Source organism: Amycolatopsis sp. NPDC001319, assembly GCF_042896185.1.
In the GTDB taxonomy this organism is placed as follows: Bacteria; Actinomycetota; Actinomycetes; order Mycobacteriales; family Pseudonocardiaceae; genus Amycolatopsis.
Genome location: NZ_JBIAWY010000026.1, coordinates 1 through 17,363 on the forward strand (window position 1 = coordinate 1; position 17,363 = coordinate 17,363).

General features: G+C 70.2%; 22 protein-coding genes. 5 read left to right on the forward strand and 17 right to left on the reverse strand.

Going from position 1 to position 17,363, the window contains the following annotated elements; all coding sequences use genetic code 11:
- Positions 1-160: 160 nt before the first annotated feature.
- From dhaM to nucS, 7 genes are all read right to left on the reverse strand, one after another.
- Positions 161-835 (reverse strand): dihydroxyacetone kinase phosphoryl donor subunit DhaM, encoded by a 675-nt coding sequence (gene dhaM, locus ACFY1H_RS48290; RefSeq protein WP_386956623.1) that lies wholly within the window; start codon positions 833-835, stop codon positions 161-163.
- On the reverse strand, positions 832-1,458 hold the full coding sequence (gene dhaL / locus ACFY1H_RS48295; protein ID WP_366587604.1) for a dihydroxyacetone kinase subunit DhaL: 627 nt from the start codon (positions 1,456-1,458) through the stop codon (positions 832-834). The genes dhaM and dhaL overlap by 4 nt, the downstream gene beginning before the upstream one ends.
- The gene (gene dhaK / locus ACFY1H_RS48300; protein WP_366587602.1) at positions 1,458-2,459 is read right to left on the reverse strand and encodes a dihydroxyacetone kinase subunit DhaK; all 1,002 of its coding nucleotides are present in this window, start codon (positions 2,457-2,459) and stop codon (positions 1,458-1,460) included. Before dhaK ends, dhaL begins: the two co-directional genes overlap by 1 nt.
- Positions 2,460-2,530: 71 nt before the next feature.
- Entirely contained in the window at positions 2,531-3,511 is a 981-nt protein-coding gene (locus ACFY1H_RS48305) for a hypothetical protein (protein ID WP_386956624.1), read from the reverse strand.
- Positions 3,512-3,558: 47 nt separating this feature from the next.
- A complete protein-coding gene (locus tag ACFY1H_RS48310) occupies positions 3,559-3,855 on the reverse strand; it encodes a hypothetical protein (RefSeq protein ID WP_386956625.1) in 297 nt (98 codons plus the stop codon).
- Between the two features lie 13 nt (positions 3,856-3,868).
- The gene (locus ACFY1H_RS48315; protein ID WP_366587596.1) at positions 3,869-5,569 is read right to left on the reverse strand and encodes a sodium:solute symporter family protein; all 1,701 of its coding nucleotides are present in this window, start codon (positions 5,567-5,569) and stop codon (positions 3,869-3,871) included.
- 276 nt (positions 5,570-5,845) lie between these two features.
- A complete protein-coding gene (nucS, locus tag ACFY1H_RS48320; RefSeq protein WP_360594697.1) occupies positions 5,846-6,505 on the reverse strand; it encodes an endonuclease NucS in 660 nt (219 codons plus the stop codon).
- A 37-nt stretch (positions 6,506-6,542) separates the two neighbouring features.
- On the opposite strand from nucS, the gene ACFY1H_RS48325 reads away from it, so the two are divergent.
- The gene (locus ACFY1H_RS48325) at positions 6,543-7,082 is read left to right on the forward strand and encodes an NUDIX domain-containing protein (RefSeq protein ID WP_386956626.1); all 540 of its coding nucleotides are present in this window, start codon (positions 6,543-6,545) and stop codon (positions 7,080-7,082) included.
- Positions 7,083-7,088: 6 nt separating this feature from the next.
- Here the strand turns inward: ACFY1H_RS48325 and ACFY1H_RS48330 are convergent, their stop codons facing one another.
- Together ACFY1H_RS48330 and ACFY1H_RS48335 are read right to left on the reverse strand one after the other, a co-directional pair.
- A complete protein-coding gene (locus ACFY1H_RS48330; protein WP_366587591.1) occupies positions 7,089-7,862 on the reverse strand; it encodes an enoyl-CoA hydratase-related protein in 774 nt (257 codons plus the stop codon).
- Complete coding sequence (locus ACFY1H_RS48335) at positions 7,835-8,833, reverse strand: GlxA family transcriptional regulator (protein WP_386956627.1); 999 nt, start codon at positions 8,831-8,833, stop codon at positions 7,835-7,837. Before ACFY1H_RS48335 ends, ACFY1H_RS48330 begins: the two co-directional genes overlap by 28 nt.
- 71 nt (positions 8,834-8,904) lie before the next feature.
- On the opposite strand from ACFY1H_RS48335, the gene ACFY1H_RS48340 reads away from it, so the two are divergent.
- Entirely contained in the window at positions 8,905-9,447 is a 543-nt protein-coding gene (locus ACFY1H_RS48340) for a cysteine hydrolase family protein (RefSeq protein WP_386956628.1), read from the forward strand.
- On the opposite strand, the gene ehuA is transcribed toward ACFY1H_RS48340, so the two are convergent.
- The 7 genes from ehuA to ACFY1H_RS48375 form a co-directional block, all read right to left on the reverse strand.
- Positions 9,444-10,208, reverse strand: coding sequence for an ectoine/hydroxyectoine ABC transporter ATP-binding protein EhuA (gene ehuA / locus ACFY1H_RS48345; RefSeq protein ID WP_386956644.1), 765 nt, complete (start codon positions 10,206-10,208; stop codon positions 9,444-9,446). The genes ACFY1H_RS48340 and ehuA overlap by 4 nt on opposite strands.
- 4 nt (positions 10,209-10,212) lie before the next feature.
- Positions 10,213-10,869 carry an ectoine/hydroxyectoine ABC transporter permease subunit EhuD gene (gene ehuD, locus ACFY1H_RS48350; RefSeq protein WP_386956629.1) on the reverse strand — a complete coding sequence of 219 codons (657 nt, stop codon included), beginning with the start codon at positions 10,867-10,869 and terminating at the stop codon, positions 10,213-10,215.
- Positions 10,866-11,576 (reverse strand): ectoine/hydroxyectoine ABC transporter permease subunit EhuC, encoded by a 711-nt coding sequence (gene ehuC, locus ACFY1H_RS48355; RefSeq protein WP_366587584.1) that lies wholly within the window; start codon positions 11,574-11,576, stop codon positions 10,866-10,868. Before ehuC ends, ehuD begins: the two co-directional genes overlap by 4 nt.
- Before the next feature lie 13 nt (positions 11,577-11,589).
- Positions 11,590-12,483 carry an ectoine/hydroxyectoine ABC transporter substrate-binding protein EhuB gene (ehuB, locus tag ACFY1H_RS48360; RefSeq protein ID WP_366587582.1) on the reverse strand — a complete coding sequence of 298 codons (894 nt, stop codon included), beginning with the start codon at positions 12,481-12,483 and terminating at the stop codon, positions 11,590-11,592.
- A gap of 137 nt (positions 12,484-12,620) precedes the next feature.
- Positions 12,621-12,911 (reverse strand): DUF6191 domain-containing protein, encoded by a 291-nt coding sequence (locus ACFY1H_RS48365; protein WP_255638406.1) that lies wholly within the window; start codon positions 12,909-12,911, stop codon positions 12,621-12,623.
- A gap of 15 nt (positions 12,912-12,926) precedes the next feature.
- Positions 12,927-13,460, reverse strand: a complete 534-nt coding sequence (locus ACFY1H_RS48370) for a hypothetical protein (RefSeq protein ID WP_386956630.1) — start codon at positions 13,458-13,460, stop codon at positions 12,927-12,929.
- A gap of 65 nt (positions 13,461-13,525) precedes the next feature.
- Positions 13,526-14,056: a hypothetical protein gene (locus ACFY1H_RS48375; protein WP_386956631.1), complete on the reverse strand. Its 531-nt coding sequence runs from the start codon at positions 14,054-14,056 to the stop codon at positions 13,526-13,528.
- Positions 14,057-14,180: 124 nt separating this feature from the next.
- Between ACFY1H_RS48375 and ACFY1H_RS48380 the strand changes: the two genes are divergently transcribed.
- Positions 14,181-14,807 (forward strand): LysE family translocator, encoded by a 627-nt coding sequence (locus ACFY1H_RS48380; protein WP_386956632.1) that lies wholly within the window; start codon positions 14,181-14,183, stop codon positions 14,805-14,807.
- 19 nt (positions 14,808-14,826) lie between these two features.
- Positions 14,827-15,453 (forward strand): LysE family translocator, encoded by a 627-nt coding sequence (locus ACFY1H_RS48385; RefSeq protein ID WP_220243804.1) that lies wholly within the window; start codon positions 14,827-14,829, stop codon positions 15,451-15,453.
- Here ACFY1H_RS48385 and ACFY1H_RS48390 read toward each other — a convergent pair.
- A complete protein-coding gene (locus ACFY1H_RS48390; protein ID WP_386956633.1) occupies positions 15,450-16,658 on the reverse strand; it encodes an alpha/beta hydrolase family protein in 1,209 nt (402 codons plus the stop codon). The genes ACFY1H_RS48385 and ACFY1H_RS48390 overlap by 4 nt on opposite strands.
- A 92-nt stretch (positions 16,659-16,750) precedes the next feature.
- Between ACFY1H_RS48390 and ACFY1H_RS48395 the strand changes: the two genes are divergently transcribed.
- On the forward strand, positions 16,751-17,353 hold the full coding sequence (locus tag ACFY1H_RS48395) for a TetR/AcrR family transcriptional regulator (RefSeq protein ID WP_366587571.1): 603 nt from the start codon (positions 16,751-16,753) through the stop codon (positions 17,351-17,353).
- The last annotated feature ends 10 nt before the right edge of the window (positions 17,354-17,363 follow it).

The window sequence follows — 17,363 nt, forward strand, 5'->3', positions numbered from 1 at the left end:
CGGCATCGCCCGCCTGCACAACCTCATCCTCGCTGGGTGACGACGAAACAAGCAGGTCAATGAGTACGTCGCAGATCATTTACGGGACAACGCTTTGGGAGGGCGGGGGTGTTTCTGCCGGGGCCGTGATGCTCCACAGCTCAGCCCGCTCGTGCACCCGCTACTCCCCGAAGTTCGACTCCACCAAACCCGTCACGGCGTCGAGTGCGTCCGAGGCCTGGGGGCCCCGGGCGCGCACCAGGATGCGGTCGCCCTGGCGGGCGCCGAGGGACATGAGGGCCAGGACGCTGTGGGCGTCGGCTTCCTGGTCGCCCAGGCGGATGGTGACCTCGGCGTCCACGGAGGCCAGGCTGCGGACCAGGACGGCCGCGGGGCGGGCGTGGAGGCCGACCTCGTTCGTCAGGGTGAGTTCCTTCTCCTGGGAATCACCCGGAGCGTCCACTGCGGCGAGGTCCGGGGACAGGCCGGCGCCGGCGGCGGCCGAGGCCACCGCCTTGCGGTCGGCGCCGGACTGGGCGGCGACGGCGGCGGCGATGGCGCCTTCCACCAGGGGGCCGTCGGCGACGACGGCGGCGGGGCCGCCCGACAGGGACTCCACCGCGAGCTCCGCCGTCATCTGCGCGCTGCCCAGGTCGTAGAGCAGCACCACGCCGTCGCCGGAGTCGGCGCGCTGGGTGGCGGCCACGACTTCGTCGTAGTCGGTGCCGATGCCGCCGCCGTCGGGGAGGCCGCCGGCGGGGATGATGAGGACGTCGGGGGCCATCTGGGCGGCCAGGTCGGCCAGGCCCTCGGCCAGTTTGGCGCTGTGCGAGACGAGCACGATCCCCACGGTCACCGGGCGGCCTCCGCGAACGCGCGCAGCAGCAGCGCCGTGGAGCGGGCGCCGGGGTCCATGTGGCCGACGGCGCGTTCGCCCAGGTACGAAGCGCGGCCCTTGCGGGGCACCAGGTCCACTGTGGACTCGGCACCGCGGTCGGCCGCGTCGGCCGCCGCGGTCAGCACGTCCGCGATCGAGGCGTCCGCGGGGCAGGCGGCGGCCGCGGAGACGGCCGGGATCAGGGCGTCGACCATCGTCGCGTCGCCGCCCACCGCCTTGCCGCGGGCCTGCACACCGTCCAAAGCGGCCTGCAGCGCGGCCACCAGCAGCGGCACGTCGACCGAAGCCGCGTCCCCGAGGCGGGTCGACGCACGCAGGAAAGCCGTGCCGTACAAGGGTCCCGCCGCGCCGCCGACCTTCGAGATCAACGTGGTGGCCGCCAGCTTCGCGACGCCAGCCGGGGTGGCGGGCACCTCCGTCTCCAGTGCGGACACGATCGCGGTGAACCCACGGGTCATGTTCTCGCCGTGGTCGCCGTCGCCGATGGCGCGGTCGAGCTCCACCAGCTCGGAGCGGTGCTCGGCCACGACTTCGGCCGCGGCTCGCAGCGCGGCCGCGACTCCTTCGGAAGAACAACCCATCAGATCCCCCACCGCAGCGCGGGCGTCCACACGGGCGCGTCCCACAGCTCGGTCAGCTCGTCGTCCAGCTTCAGCAGCGTCAGGCTCATCCCCTGCATCTCGAGACTCGTGATGTACGGGCCGACCAGCCTGCGCTCGACCACGATCCCACGCTCGGCCAGCAGCCGCTCGGCGATGCCGTGCGCGAGGTAGAGCTCCACCAACGGTGTGGCGCCCATGGAGTTCGTGAACAGCAGCACCTTGTCGCCCGACTCGTACGGCAGGTCCGAGACGACGGCCTCGACCATCCGCGCCACCAGCGCGTCGGCGGGCTCGGCCGGGATGCGCTCGCGGCCCGGCTCGCCGTGGATGCCGATGCCGAACTCGATCTCGTCCGGCCCCAGGTCGAAGCTCGGCTCGCCGACGTGCGGCACGATCGGCGCGCTCAACGCCACCCCGATCGACCGCACCTGCCCGATGACCTTGCGCGCCAGCGCCTCCACCGTGTCGAGCGAGTCGCCCCGCTCCGCGGCCGCGCCCACGATCTTCTCCAGCAGCACGGTCCCGCCGACGCCGCGGCGGCCGGCGGTGTACGTGGAGTCCTTGACCGCGACGTCGTCGTCGATCACGACGCTGCGCACGTCGAGATCCTCGGCCGCGGCCAGCTCGGCGGCGGTCTCGAAGTTCAGCACGTCACCCGTGTAGTTCTTGACGATCAGCAACGCACCGGACGGCCCGGTCGTCGCGGCTACCGCGGCCTGCACCCCGTCCGGCGTCGGCGACGTGAACACCGCGCCGGGGACGGCCGCGTCGAGCATGCCGCGGCCGACGAACCCGCCGTGCAGCGGCTCGTGGCCGGAGCCGCCACCCGAGATGACGGCGACCTTGCGCGGCACCGGCGCGTCGGCCCGCACCACGACGGCCGGGTCGTCCCGGACACGAAGGATGTCGGCGTGGGCGACGGCGAGGCCTCTCAAGGACTCCGCGACCACGGTCGCCGGATCGTTGATGATCTTCTTCATGGCGGGCCTCCGACACATCGGCGTGGTGGATGCCCCCAACCTAGCCGCCGAACCCGGCCTGCCGCCAAGGTTCAGGGCCGCGGCAGGTTCCCGGCGACGCTTTTGGCCAGCGTGGTCGCCGTCGCACACGGGTCACCCGTGCCCGGCTTGAGGTCGTAGTCGGTGAATCCCACCTGGACGACTTCCACGTGGTCGCCCTGCCACGGCCGGTGCTGCCACTCGACCTTGCAGTCCGTGCCGGCCGTGCCCTTCTTCGCGTACGCCTGGTTCGCGCCACCGACATCGGCCTTCAGCCAGCCGTCTCCCTCCAGTGGCGGAAGGGCCGGGAAGAACATCACCGTGATGTTCGGGCTGTTGCCCCACTGGCAGCTGTGCAGCCCGGTCGCGCCGCCCTTCGTGCCCTTGAGCACGGCGTCCACGGCGGACTGGTCCAGCACCGCGCACGCGTCGGCCGTGAGCACGGATCCCTTGACGTCCGGGTATTTCTGTGGCGAGTTGTGCAGCTTGTCCACGGCGGGCGCGAGCAAGGTTCGTCCCGCACGACACGGATCGCCACCCGGGTAATCGATCTCGAACGCGACGCCGAGGCTCGGGTCACGCGAGGTGAGGGCGCTGACCTCGCACGAACCGCCGGTGGTGTCGGGCACCTCGACCTGCGGCAGTCCGCCGACCTGGCCGGTGGTCTTGTCCGAGGCGAACAGCACGATCGCACCGAGCTGCACGTCGACCGAAAGCTCCTTGCCGCCGGCGTCGCGCACCTTGGTGCTGCACTCGTCGAACCGCACGCTCGACGCCGCCGGCTCACCCTCGGGTGTGCCGAGTGCGGAGAGCGACGCGGTGTCGAGGAACTGGCACGGCAGCACCGGACGCAGCGCGCCGGTGGTGACCGCCGCGTCGGTGATCGGGCCACTGCCACCGTCCCCGCTCGCGGCGGGGACGGTGGTGCGGGGGAAGTTCTCCTTGCCCAGCTGCGGGCCACCGCAGGCCGTCAGGACGAGAACACCGGCCGCCACCAGGGCAAACAACCGGCCGAGTTTGAGAGCGTGCGCCACGCGGAGCACGGTAGCGGCAGCCGGCCCCGGCTGTCCGGACAACCCGCCTATCCGGCGGACGGCGGTTCGGTGGTCTCGTCCTCGTCCGGCTGGTCCGTTTGCACGGGCACGACGATCGGCCGCAGCCGCGCCCACAGGACGAACAGCGCCGTGAAAATCAGCAGGGCGATGCCGGCCCACAGGTTGATGTTCACCCCGGCCGCCTTCACCCGGTCGGCCTCGGTGTCGAACGCGGCGCCCATGACCGTGAGGATGATGCCGTACACGCCGGTCAGCAGCGCGATGATCAGGCGGATGTCGAACGCGCCGGCCTTGCGCGAGCGCGGCGTGGATTCCGTTGCCATGACGTCATCCTCCCTAGAAGGCGAAGTTCAGGATGATGGTGATCACCGCTGCGATCCCGGCCAGCAGCACCGGCTTGCGGTACCAGCCCGCGTCTTCGCCGGTGGTCTCGTGCTTGAGCGAATCGCGCGGCGTGAGCGAGTAGACCAGGCCCACCAGCTCCGACTCCGGCTTGGGCGGCGTCAAGTAGGTGACACCCACGCTCACCACGATGTCGACGACGAACGCCGCGATCGCGGCCACGAAGCTCACGCCCTGCCCCGGCAGCGTGAACACCTCGAGCTTGCTCATCACGAAGATCGCGATGGCCGCGAGTGTGCCGAGCACCAGGCCCGACCAGCCGGCCGCCTTCGACATCCGCTTCCAGAACATGCCGAGGATGAACGTGGCGAACAGCGGCGCGTTGAAGAACGAGAACAGGGTCTGCAGGTAGTCCATCAGGTTCGAGTACGTCGACGCGATGAACGCCGTGCCGATCGCCAGGACCGTCGCGACCATGGTCACCACGCGGCCGGTGTTCAGGTAGAACTTGTCCGGCCGGTTCTTCACGATGTAGGTCTGGAAGACGTCGTAGGTGAACACCGTGTTGAACGAGCTCAGGTTCGCCGCCATACCGGCCATGAACGACGCGAGCAGGCCCGCGATCGCCACGCCGAGGATGCCGTTCGGCAGCACGTCGCGCATCAGCAGCAGGAGCGCGTCGTTGAACGTCGCGCCGCTGGGCGCCGGCTTGCCGTCGAGCAGCGCCTGCTTGTTCGCGCCCTGCAGCTCGGTCACGGTGATCGCGGCGACCATGCCCGGGATGATCACCACGAACGGGATGAACATCTTCGGGAACGAGCCGATGATCGGCGTCCGCCGCGCGGCCGACATGCTCTTCGACGCCATCGCGCGCTGGACCTCGACGAAGTTCGTGGTCCAGTAACCGAACGAGAGCACGAACCCGAGGCCGAACACGAGACCCAGCACCGACAGGAAGTTGCTGCCGAAGCCGGTCAGCTGGTTGCCGGGCCACGAGTGCGTCTGCGCGACGCCACCGGGGCTGTTGGTCACCTTCTCGATGAGGCCGTTCCAGCCGCCGACCTTGTACAGGCCGACGATCGTGAGCGGGATCAGCGCCGCGAGGATGACGAAGAACTGCAGCACCTCGTTGTAGATGGCCGCCGAGAGGCCACCGAGCGCGGTGTAGGTGAGCACGATGACGGCCGCGATGATGATCGAGACCCAGATCGGCCAGCCCAGCAGCAGGTTCACGACGCTGGCCAGCAGGTACAGGTTCGCGCCGGCGATGAGGATCTGCGCGAGCGCGAAGCTGGCGCCGTTGACCCAGTGGGCCGCCGGGCCGAAGCGGCGGAGCATGAATTCGGGAACGCTGCGCACCTTGGAGCCGTAGTAGAACGGCATCATCACGACGCCGAGGAACAGCATCGCGGGGATCGCGCCGATCCAGAAGTAGTGCGCCGTCGGCAGGCCGTACTCGGCGCCGTTGGCGGACATGCCCATGACCTCGATCGCGCCGAGGTTGGCCGAGATGAACGCCAGGCCGGTCACCCACGCCGGGAGCGAGCGCCCGGACAGGAAGAAGTCGAGACTGCTCGACACCTGCCTGCGGGCGAGATAGCCGATGCCCAGCACCAGCACGAAATAGAACGCCAGCTCGATGTAGTCGATCGCACTCGCGTCGAGCCGCAGGTTCGCGTCGGCAAGGACCTCCACGCGAGCCACCTCCGAATCAAACAATTTCCCACAGGAAACACCAGCGTCCTGTTAGATCCGGACAGTACTGCATGGATTCCGAGGCGGCACCCCGACACGGGAGATCAGCGAGAAGCCCTTCGGCTCACGGCGGTGACCTGGGCAAACGCGGACACCCGGCGAGTGTGATCTTGACGGCTCGCGCGCCGCTGACCGGCACCTCACGAACGCGCAGGGGCGATCACCAGCCGGCGAGCGCGTCCACTGAGGACGGTCGCCGGCCGTGGCCCCGGTGGCTCAGAACAGGCGGAACTCGTCCGATTCGATGCCGCGCAGCGCGTCGTAGTCCAGGGTCAGGCAGCGGATGCCGCGGTCTTCCGCGAGGGTACGGGCCTGGGGCTTGATGATCTGCGCGGCGAAGACGCCCTGCACGGGGGCCAGCAGCGGGTCGCGGTTGAGGAGCTCGAGGTAGCGCGTGAGCTGCTCGACGCCGTCGATCTCGCCGCGGCGCTTGATCTCCACGGCCACCGACTTGCCGTCGGCGTCACGGGCCATGATGTCGACCGGGCCGATGGCGGTGGGGAACTCGCGGCGCACGAGGGTGTAGCCGTCGCCGAGGGTCTTGATGTGCTCGGCGAGCAGTTCTTGCAGGTGCGCTTCCACGCCGTCCTTCTGCAGGCCCGGTTCGGCGCCGAGCTCCTGCTCGTGGTCGTGGTAGATCTCGTCGATCGAGATCACGAGCTTCTCGCCCTGCTTGTTCTCGACGATCCACAGCTTGCCGTCCTCGATGAGCCAGCAAGGCGGGCTCATCCAGTTCAGGGGCTTGTACGCGCGGTCGTCCGAGTGCACGGACACCGAACCGTCCGACTTGACGAGGAGCAGGCGCGTGGCCATCGGCAGGTGGGCGGTGAGGCGGCCGGCGTAGTCGACCTGGCAGCGAGCGATCACGAGACGCACCCGCCGAGGGTAGGACAGGCTCGGCGATACTGGGCGAGTGGACCCCATTCAGCGTGTCGCGACCCGTGAGGTGTACCGGAACAACTGGATGACGGTGCGCGAGGACGCCATCCGCCGCGCCGACGGCAGTGAAGGCATCTACGGCGTGGTCGACAAACCGACCTACGCCCTGATCATCCCGATGGACGGCGACCGCATGCTGCTCGTCGACCAGTTCCGCTACCCCGTCGGTGAGCGCCGCTGGGAGTTCTGCCAGGGCACGGCCCCCGACCTCGCCGAGACACCGCCCGCCGAACTCGCCCGCCGTGAGCTGCGCGAGGAAACGGGCCTGCGCGCCGAGACCGTGACGGAGATCGGCCTGCTGGAAGTCGCGCCCGGCATGTCGAGCCAGCGCGGCCACGTCTACCTCGCCACGGACCTGACCGAGGGCGAGCCGGAACGCGAGCTCGAGGAACAGGACATGACCACGGCGTGGTTCACCCGCGCCGACGTCGAGAAGATGATCTCGACGGGCGGTATCACCGACGCGCAGTCGATCGCCGCGTACACGCTCTTGCTGCTGCACGAGCGTCGCTGAGCCCTCTCAGTCGGGCCACTCCGCCTTGCGCTTCTCCAGGAACGCCGCCATGCCTTCCCGCGCGCCCGGCAGCTGCGACGCCGAGGCCATGACCTCCAGCGCGATGGCGTAGGCGTCGGCTTCCGGGCGGTCGAGCTGGGCGTACAGCGTCTGCTTGCCCATGGCCTTGCTCGCCCGGCTGCCGCGCGTGGCCCGTGCAAGCAGGGCGGCGACGGCGTCGTCCAGCTCCTCGTCCGGGACGACGGAGTTGACCAGACCCCAGTCGTGCGCGGTGGCGGCGTCGACGACGTCGCCCGTCAGAGCCAGCTCCATCAGGCGCTTGCGGCCGATCGAGCGCGCCACCGGGACGGCCGGGGTGTGGCAGAACCAGCCGCCCTTGCCGCCGGGCAGGGCGAACCCCGCGGACGACGCGGCGACGGCGAGGTCGCACGAGGCCACGAGCTGGCAGCCCGCCGCGGTGGCCAGGCCGTGCACGCGAGCGACCACCACCTGCGGCAGCGACTGCATCGTGCGCATCAGCTCGGTGCACAGCGTCAGCAGCTCGCGCACGCCCATGAGGTCGCGCGCGGCGACGTCGCCGAAGTCGTGGCCCGCGGAGAAGACCGGGCCGGCCCCGGCGAGGACGATGCCCGTCGCGTCGGTGGTCCCGGCTTCGCGGAACGCCGCGAGCAGCTCGGTCAGGTGGTCGGCGGACAGCGAATTGCGCCGCGCGGCGCGGTTCATCGTGATGGTGATCGTGTCGCCGTCGCGCTTCACGAGGAGGTGCTCGTACTCGGCCATACCCCGACCGTAACGCCGCCGGGCGCGGAACGGAACGTGCGCCGGTACGAATCGGGCCCGACGCCGATCTCCGCGCGCAGCCGGCGGCGCAGGTTGGACGCCGTGCCCAGCCCCGACCGCTGCGCGACGCGCTCCACCGGCAGCTCGGTGGTCTCCAGCAGGCGCTGCGCCAGCCGCACCCGTTGCCCGCGCAGCCACCGGCCCGGCGTGACGCCCGTGGCCGCGGCGAACTCGCGGTGGAATGTCCGCTCGCTCATCCCGGCGTGGCCGCACAGGTCGGCCACGCCGATCTCGTCGGCCAGCCGGGCCAGCGCCCAGTCCATAGTGGACGAAAGACCCGGCCGGGACGGATCCGTGGGCAACGGATTCTCGACGTACTGACGCTGGCCGCCTTCCCTCGCGGGCGGCATCACCAGGCGCCGCGCGAGTTTCGCCGCCACGTCCGCGCCGTGGTCGCGGCGCACGAGGTACAGGCAGAGGTCGAGACCGCCGGCCACGCCCGCCGAGGTGAGCACGCCGTCGGAATCGGTGTACAGCACATCGCGCTGCAGCTCGGCCCTCGGCGCCGCGACGGCGAGCGCGTCGAGGTCCCACCAGTGCGTCGTCGCGGGGCGGCCGTCGAGCAGGCCCGCGGCCGCGAGCGTGAACGCGCCGGAGCACAGGCCCGCCACCGTCGCGCCCGAGCTGTGGGCTCGGCGCAACGCGGCCGACGCGGCGGGCGCCACCGGGGCGTGCGGATCGTCGCGGCCCGGCGCAACGACGAGGTCGCAGCCGTCGAGGCCGGACAGTCCGTTTGTCGGCGTGACCTCGCCGAAGGGGGACAACGGGATGCGCCGCCGGCCCGCCCCGCACAACCGCACCGTGAACGGGCCGATCCCGCTCGCGCTGCGATCCTGGCACCAGACCTCGGCGATCACCCCGAGGTCGAACACGCGTGTCCCCGGCAGGAGCAGCACCCCGATCGTCCGCATGGCAGAAAAGTACCGGATCGCGCGCCTTCTGCCACTCCCTCGACGCCGGCGGCCCGGCAAGACTCGACGGCATGACCGCACTCATCCTCATCGACGTCCAGCGCGGGTTCTCCGACGAGCAGTACTGGGGCCCGCGCAACAACCCCCGCGCGGAGGCCAACATCAAGGCCCTGCTCGACGCGTGGCAGGAGCGCCGCCTGCCCGTGGTCCTCGTGCACCACGACTCCGTGCACGCCGATTCGCCGCTGCGGCCCGGCCAGCCGGGCAACGACTTCCTGCCCGAGCTCGACGGCGCCCGCCCCGACCTGGTCTTCGGCAAGAAGGTGAACTCGGCCTTCCTCGGCGACGTCGACCTCGACGCCTGGCTCAAGACCCACGGCATCACGAGCTTCGTCCTCGCCGGGATCCAGACCAACTTCTGCTGCGAGACCACGGCCCGCATGGGCGGCAACCTCGGCTACGACGTGACCTTCGCGCTCGACGCGACCTTCACGTTCGACCTGCCCGCCCTCGACGGCACCACCGTGACGGCCGACGAGCTCACCCGCGTCACCGCGGCGAACCTGCACAACCAGTTCGCCACGGTGAAGTCCACCAAAGAAATCCTGGGCTAGCGCCGGTCGATCACGGCACGGAGGAACTCCTTCGTGCGTTCGTGTTCGGGCGCGGTGAACAGCTTCTCCGGTGGCGCCTCCTCCAGCACCCGGCCGTGGTCGAACATCATCACCCGGTCCGAGACGTCCTGGGCGAACTGCATTTCGTGCGTCACGCACAGGATGGTGATGTCCGTGGTCGACGCGATGTTCCGCAGCACCCGCAGGACGTCGGCGACGAGCTCCGGGTCGAGTGCCGACGTGACCTCGTCGAGCAGCAGCACGTCGGGTCGCATCGCGAGCGCCCGGGCGATCGCGACCCGCTGCTGCTGCCCGCCGGAGAGCCGCGTCGGGTGCGCGTCCGCCTTGTCCTCGAGCCCGACGAGGCCGAGCAGCTCACGGGCCCGCTGCTCGGCTTCGGCCGGCGCCACGCCGAGCGATCGGACGGGTGCCTCGGTGATGTTGCGCAGCACGTTCATGTTGGGGAACAGGTTGAACTGCTGGAACACCATCCCGATCCGGCGCCGCATCACCCGCAGGTGCTTCTCGTCGGCCGGCACCAGCCGTTCGCCGCGGCGCACGTGGCTCAGGCACTCGCCGCCGACGTCGATGGTGCCGCCGTTCACCCGCTCCAGGGTCATCAGCAGCCGCAGGATCGTCGTCTTGCCGGATCCGCTCGGGCCGATCAGCGAGACGAACTCCCCCGGCGCCACGGTGAAATCGAGCTCGTCGAGCACCACGTGGTCCCCGAACTTCTTGACCACACCCGAGAACCGGATCATCGCGTCAGACTCGTTCGGCACGGCGTTCCCATCGTCGGACCAGCACGGAGGCCGGCAGGCTCACCAGCAGGAACAGCACCCCGGCCAGGGTGTAGGGCTCGACGACGCGGAAGGTCTCCGCGCCGACCTCCTTGGCGCGGTTGAGCACGTCCAGCACGCCGATCGCCAGCAGCAGCGGCGTTTCCTTGAACATCGAGATGGTGTAGTTGCCCAGTGCGGGCAGCACCCGCGGGATCGCCTGGGGCAGCACGACGGCCGTCCACACCCGCGACCGCGGCAGGTTCAAGGCGGTCGCCGCCTCCCACTGTCCTTTCGGGACGGCTTCGATCCCGGCCCGGTACACCTCGGCGGTGTAGGTCGCGTAGTGGACCCCGAGGGCCACGACCCCCGTGACGAACGCCGACATCTTGAACCCGGTCAACGGCGGCACCAGCCAGTACAGCACGAAGACCTGGATCAGCAACGGGGTGCTGCGGACGAACTCGATGAACAGCCACACCAGCCGCGACAGCACCGGGATCCGAGCCCGGCGCAGCAACGCCAGCACCAGGCCGAGCGCGTACGCAACGGCCGACCCGAGCAGCGTGAGCTCGACCGTGACCAGCAACCCCTCCAGCAGCAAGGGGATCGCGTCGGCGGCGGCCTGCCAGTCCCAGTTCACCCGGCACCCCCGCCGCCCACGGTGAGGTCCAGCTCCGTGCGCCGCACCGGCGCCCGGCCGAGCCGGCGCGCCGCCCAGCGCTCCAGCGCCCGCATTCCGGTCGTGATCACGACGGCGAGCAGGAGGTAGAGCACCAGTTCGGTGCCGTAGATCCAGCCGATGTCCGCGCCGAACACCGGGCGCAGCAGCTCACCGCGTTCGGTGATCTCGCCCGCGGAGATGAACGACAGCAGCGCGGTGCTCTTGAGCAGCTGGATGAACAGGTTGTTGAACGGCGGCAGCATCTCGGCGAACGCCTGCGGCAGGAGCACCCGCACCATCCGCTGCGCCGGTGACAGGTTGAGCGCGACCGCCCCTTCGTACTGCGCCCTCGGCACGGACCGCACGGCGCCGCGCACGACCTCGGCGCCGTACGCCCCGTGGTTCAGACCCAGCACCAGGATGCCGGCGAACAACGGCACCAGCTGGAACCCGACCAGCACCGGCAGCACGAAGAACAGCCAGAACAGCTGCACGGCCTCGGACGTCCCGCGGAAGACCTCCACGTACACCCGGGCCACCCCGCGGACCGACCGGCTCGGTGAGAGCAGCGCGAGCCCGGCGACGAGCGAGAGGACGATGGTGAGGATGATCCCGCCGACCGCGGCCTCGATCGTCGTGGTCAGGCCGGCGAGGATCGCCGAGACGATGTGCGGCACGTTCGACACGGCGCGCCGCCCGTCACGCGGCGCAGAGCCGCTCGGTCGTCACGTCCGGCTTCGGCAGGTTCGCCTGCGTGAAGCCGAAGGGCGTGACGATCCTCGTCCACTCCCCGCTGTCGTGCAGCTTCTTCAGCTCCGCGTTGAACGCGTCGAGCAGCGACTTGTCGGCCGTGCGGAAGACGAACCCGCCCGCGGAGATCACCGGCTTGCCGTTCTCGACCGGGTCGAACCCCGGGGTCACCTCGGCGGCCGCGCCGGGGTTCTTCTTCAGCACGTCCTTCAGCGAGATGTCGGTGAGCGCCGCGGCGTAGACGCGGCCGTCGACGACGGCCCGCAGCATGTTGTCCTGGGAGTCCAGGGTCTCGATCTGGCTCTCGGGCACGCCGGCGCTGGTGGCGTAGCCCTTCTCCACCGCGGCGGAGAGCACCGCGACCTTCACCTTCTTGGCCGCGATGTCCTCGAACTTCAGCACCTGCTGCGGGTTGCCCGCCGGTACCAGCAGCGCGGTCAGCGCCGAGTAGTCCGGGATCGAGAACGCGGCCTGGCCGCAGCGTTTCGCCGTGATGTTCATGCCCGCCGCCACCACGTCGTACTGCTTCGCGTTGAGCGCCGGGATCAGCTGGTCGAAGGAGACCGCGCTCGCCTCGACGGTGTCGATCCCCATGTTCCGGAATACGACTCGCGCAACTTCAGGGGCCTCGCCCGTGACTTTTCCGCTTTGATCGGTGAATCCATAGGGGGATTCGTTGGCGATTCCGATTTTGATCTTCTTGGCGGACTGAGCCGCCTGCAACGTGTCACCGGACGACGTCGACGTACATGCCGACAGCACCATCGGACCACCCAGTACAGCTGCTCCCACCAGTACGGATCCCCGGAAAAACTGCCTTCGCGACCATTCGTCGTGCTTCATCACAGCACCTCGTTTCGATCACATTTCCGTGCGTCGAACGTAGGTGTCCACCGGGAACGTGGCACGCCAAGAGCAGCCAATACGCGCCAGCCGTTACCGTAAATTGACCGGTTGGAACAATGCGTGTTCGAAAGCTTTCAGTCCGTGGCCCGTTTGTCCTGGTTCGCGGGACGCACGATCGCCACGCCGCGGTCCAGGTCGATCATCCCCAGCGGTGGCGCGCCCTGCGCGTCCTGGTCGAGGGTCATCTCCACGGAGTCGCGGTGCTCGAGCTCGTTGCGCTTGGTGCCGTAGAGGAACGAGGTGACCTCGTCGAGGTACGTCGAGGACAGCCGCCGCTTGAGCCGCGACGGCTTGCGGCCCGGCCGCACTTCCCACGCGCCCACGATCACCAGCAGCAACGTCGCGGCGGGCAAGGCGATCGACATGATGACCTGCACGTCTCACCCAACGCGCGAAGGGCGGGCCGCGTTCCGCGCGATCAGGCCGGCGAGCTGCGCGGCGTCACGGACGGCGACCAGCTCGGGCAGCATCGGGTGCCACGCGGGCCGCGGCCGGTACTCCTGGTCCTTGACCCAGTCCCACCAGCCGGGGCTGAAGTCGATCGTGCCGAGACCGTCGCCGAGGTCGTGCACCCGCGGCACCCCGAGCGCCGCCAGCGGCACCCAGCGGAACTCCGACCCCGCCCCGCCGTGCGCGACGAACACCAGCCGCCGATCGGTGACGACGTAGGTCGTGACGGCCAACAGCGCGCGGCGCTCCTTCGGCCGCTCGACCGCGAACCCGGCCACGAGCGCGATCACGATGACCCACGGGTAGAAGGCCACGTTCAGCACGTCGAACCAGGCGATCACGAAGCCCCCGCCCACCACGAGGACCGCGAGCACGACCCACCAGTAGAAGTCGCGGAACCGCCGGTGGTACCGCTGCGGGCGGCCGGACCACAACACGGTCTCGCCCTCTTCGATCGGAAACATCGCGCCCTCCCTCTTCCGGAATGAGCACGCTGCCCGGTTCGCCCGGGTTGCCCCGCGCGGCGAACTCACCCGTGGATCGAGGAGTGCCCGGCGTGGCGCGAGATGAGCTCGGCGACCTGCTGTGCGTCGCGGATGGCCACCAGTTCCGGATGGATCGGGGCCAGACCCGGGGACCGCCACGGGTGCCGCCGGCGCATCCACCGCGTCACCGACCGGCCGAAGGCGACGGTGCCGACCGCGTCGCCCAGCTCGTGCACCCGCGGCGAGCCGAGCAGGGCGATCGGGACCCAGCGGAAATCGTCGCGGTGCGACCAGTGCAGCACGAGGATCAGCCGCCGGTCGGTCACGATGTACGAGAGCGCGGCGAACCGCTTGGACCGCACCGAGCCGACGTTGGCCGCGAAGCCGATCGCCGGGACGATCGAGAAGTACCAGCTGATCCACAGTTCGTGGTCCGGGTAGAACGCGACCAGCAGGCTCAAGCCCGCCACCAGGACCACGACCGGCACCCACGGCAGGTAGTCGCCCAAGCGCCGGTGCCGACGCTGCGGCCCGCCGGTCCACAACACCGTTTCACCGTCGTCGATCGGATTCATCGTGGCCTCCCCCAGTCCCCGCGCTGAGCACGCTGCCGGATTCGCCGAGGGTGCCCCGCGCGGCGAAGGGCTGTGACCGAAATCCGCGAGACTCCGCCGAAAGCGCCGATTACCCTGCAACAACGTGACTTGGAGTGGGTACGGCAGTTATCTCGTCATCGTGGTCCTCATCGTCCTGGCGCCGGGGCCGGACACGATGGTGATGCTGAAGAACGCGTTGTCCGGGGGTGCCCGGGGTGGGCTGCTGGCGACGGCCGGGATCTTCGCCGGCAATGCGCTGCAGGGCACGACCGCGGCGCTCGGGCTCGGGGTGGTCATCGCGCGGTCGCAGCCGGTGTTCGTCACGCTCAAGTGGCTCGGCGCGGCCTACCTGGTGTTCCTCGGGTTCCAGGCGCTGCGCGGCGCGTGGCGCGGTGACTACGCCACCGTCGAGGAAACGCAGCGCAAGCGCACGAGCAGCTTCCGGCGCTGGCGCGAGGGGTTCCTGTCCAACGTGACGAACCCGAAGGTCCTCGTCCTCTACCTGTCGGTGCTGCCGCAGTTCCTCGACCCCGTGCGCACCACCACGTGGGACGCGCTCGTGCTCGCCTACACCGTGGCGGTGCTGGGCACGGTGTGGCTGCTGGTGCTGCTGTTCTTCGTGCACCGCGTGCGCGCGTGGCTCAAGCAGCGGAAGGTGCGGCGCGCGCTCGACGGCGTGACCGGCACCGCGCTGGTCGGGTTCGGGGCGGCCCTGGCCCTGGAGTCCTGACCCGGGCTAAGTTCGCCGCATGACGTGGGGTGTGTACGGCGGGTTCCTCGCCATGATGGTGGTGCTCGCCGTGGCGCCCGGGCCCGACAGCATGGTGGTCCTCAAGAACGCCCTGTCGGGCGGCGCCCGCGGCGGGGCGTGGGCGTGCGCCGGCATCGCCGTGGCGAACTTCCTGCAGGGCACGCTCGCCGCGCTCGGGCTCGGGGCCGTGATCACCAACTCGCGGCCGATCTTCGAAACCGTGAAGTGGCTCGGTGTCGCCTACCTCTGCTACCTCGGTTTCCAGGCGCTGCGCGGCGCGTGGCGCGGTGACTACCAGTCGCTCGCCGAGGCGAAACGCGCCCGCCAGAGCGCGTTCCGCCGCTGGCGCGAAGGATTCCTCTCCAACGTGACCAACCCCAAGGTCCTGGTCCTCTACCTGTCGGTGCTGCCGCAGTTCCTCACGCCCGGCGTCACGACCACCGGCGACGCCCTGCTGCTCGCCTACACCGTCGCCGCCGTGGGTGCGGTCTGGCAGGTCCTGCTGCTCCTGCTCGTGCACCGCGTACGCGGCTGGCTCGAACGCCGCCGTGTGCGCCGCACCCTCGACGGCGTGACCGGCACGGTCCTCATCGGCTTCGGCGTGGGGCTGGCGCTGGAGGCCTAAAGGGTCTCGTCCAGCCAGTCGTAGACGCGGGCTGTCGCGAGCCGCTGCGCGCCGACGTGGCAGTGGGCGTCCGCGCCTTCGTCGGCGGTGAACGAGAGCAACGTCTTGGGGCCCGTGAGCCGTTCGTAGAGGCGGCGGGGTTCGGACTGGGTTTCGCCGTGTCCGTTGAAGAACAGGTCGTCGGTGGCCTCGCAGACGAGCGTCGGGCACTGGATGCGTTCGGCGACGCCGCCGTCGAGCGTGTAGGTGAGGTACTTCGCGAGGAACTCACGGTCGGTCGCCGCGCCCATCACGTACCGGCCGTGGTCGGTGGCCCAGCGCAGCGTGGGGCTCGCGGCGCGGCCGGCGGCCAGCAGCCGGTCGAGCTCCTCGTCCTCCGACGCGTTGGCCCGGCGTTCGATCTCCGCGCGGTCCCACGGCAGGAACGCCGTCACCGCCGAGCCGGCGTCGAACACCCCGTCCACGGCGACGACGGCCTTGATCCGCGAGTCGAACGCCGCCGCGCGGGGCGCGAGCATGCCGCCGAGGCTGAGGCCGAGCAGCGCGACCTTGTCCGGGTCGACCCCCGGGTCGGCCAGCGCGAAGTCGAGCACCGGGCCCACCACGTGCTCCCAGTCGGGCCGGAAGACGAGCCCGTCGCGGTGGATCGCACTCGGCTGGCCGGGGCCGTCGAACGCCAGCACGTGGTAGCCGCGCTCCTGGCCGCCGGCGCCGCCGAAGAAGTGCACCTCCTCCGCGCTGCCGTCGAAACCGTTGTGCGCCAAGAGAATCGGGCGACGGCCGGTGCCGGGCGCGCGGTAGAAGTAGCCACGCAGCACGTGCCCCTCGTACGGGACCTCGACACGTTCGACGCCCGCGAACCCTTCGATGGCGCGGTGGAAGCACTCGACGCTGCGGTCGTAGGCGTACGCGATGCGCGGGTCGGCGGGGTTGCCGTGCAAGAAGAACTCCGCCGAGCGATAGTAGGTGGACGCGCGCAGGTACGCGTCACGGGCGCTGATCGGGTGCGCCTTTTCCGCCTCAGCCGCCAGACGCTCGGCCGCGGCGAGCCACTCGTCGTGCCAGCTGTCGTAGTCGCCGGGCTTGATGCGCGAAGCGGTGGCGACGACCTCGCCGAAGTCCGAGCCGCCGTAACTCGCGTGGCCGAACACGCGGAGCGTCTCGAACCAGAACTGGGGGTCGTCCTCGAACAGCAGCTGCTTCATCGGGCCCTCCTCGCCTTAGGACGATACGGTACCGTCCCGTCGTGAAGCTACATGGGACGGTACCGTCTCGTCCACCCGCTAGGATGCGGACCATGACAACTCGCCGTACGCCCACCGGGGCGGCTGTGCTGCAGCCCGACGTCACGCAGGCGATCACGGAAGCGGTGCTCGACGAGCTCGCGGAGGTGGGTTACGGCCGGCTGTCGATGGAGGCCGTGGCCAAGCGCGCGGGCGTGGGCAAGAGCGCGCTGTACCGTCGCTGGCGCTCGAAGCAAGAGATGATCTCGGCGGTGGTTTCGGAGTTCAGCGTGAGCCGCGCGCCGACCCCGGACACGGGGTCTCTGCGCGGTGACCTGCGCGAATCGATGCAAGCGGTGTACGACTGGCTCACGCACCCGAGGTTCGCGCGGATCCTGCCGGACCTCATCGCCGAGGGTGCCCGCGATCCCGAACCGGCCGACGACCTGCGCACTCGCATCGGCGGCCCGCGCCGCGACGCCGCGCGGCCGCTGTTCGAGCGGGCGATCAAGCGCGGTGAGCTCCCGGCCGGCATCGACGTCGAGCTGGCCATGGACCTGCTCGCGGCGCCGATCTACTGGCGCCTGGTGGTGCGCCGCGAGCCCCCGGGCCCGGATTTCCTGGACCGGGTCGTCGAGCACGTGCTCCGTGCGATCGACGCCCGGCCCGTGAACTGACTGACCGGTG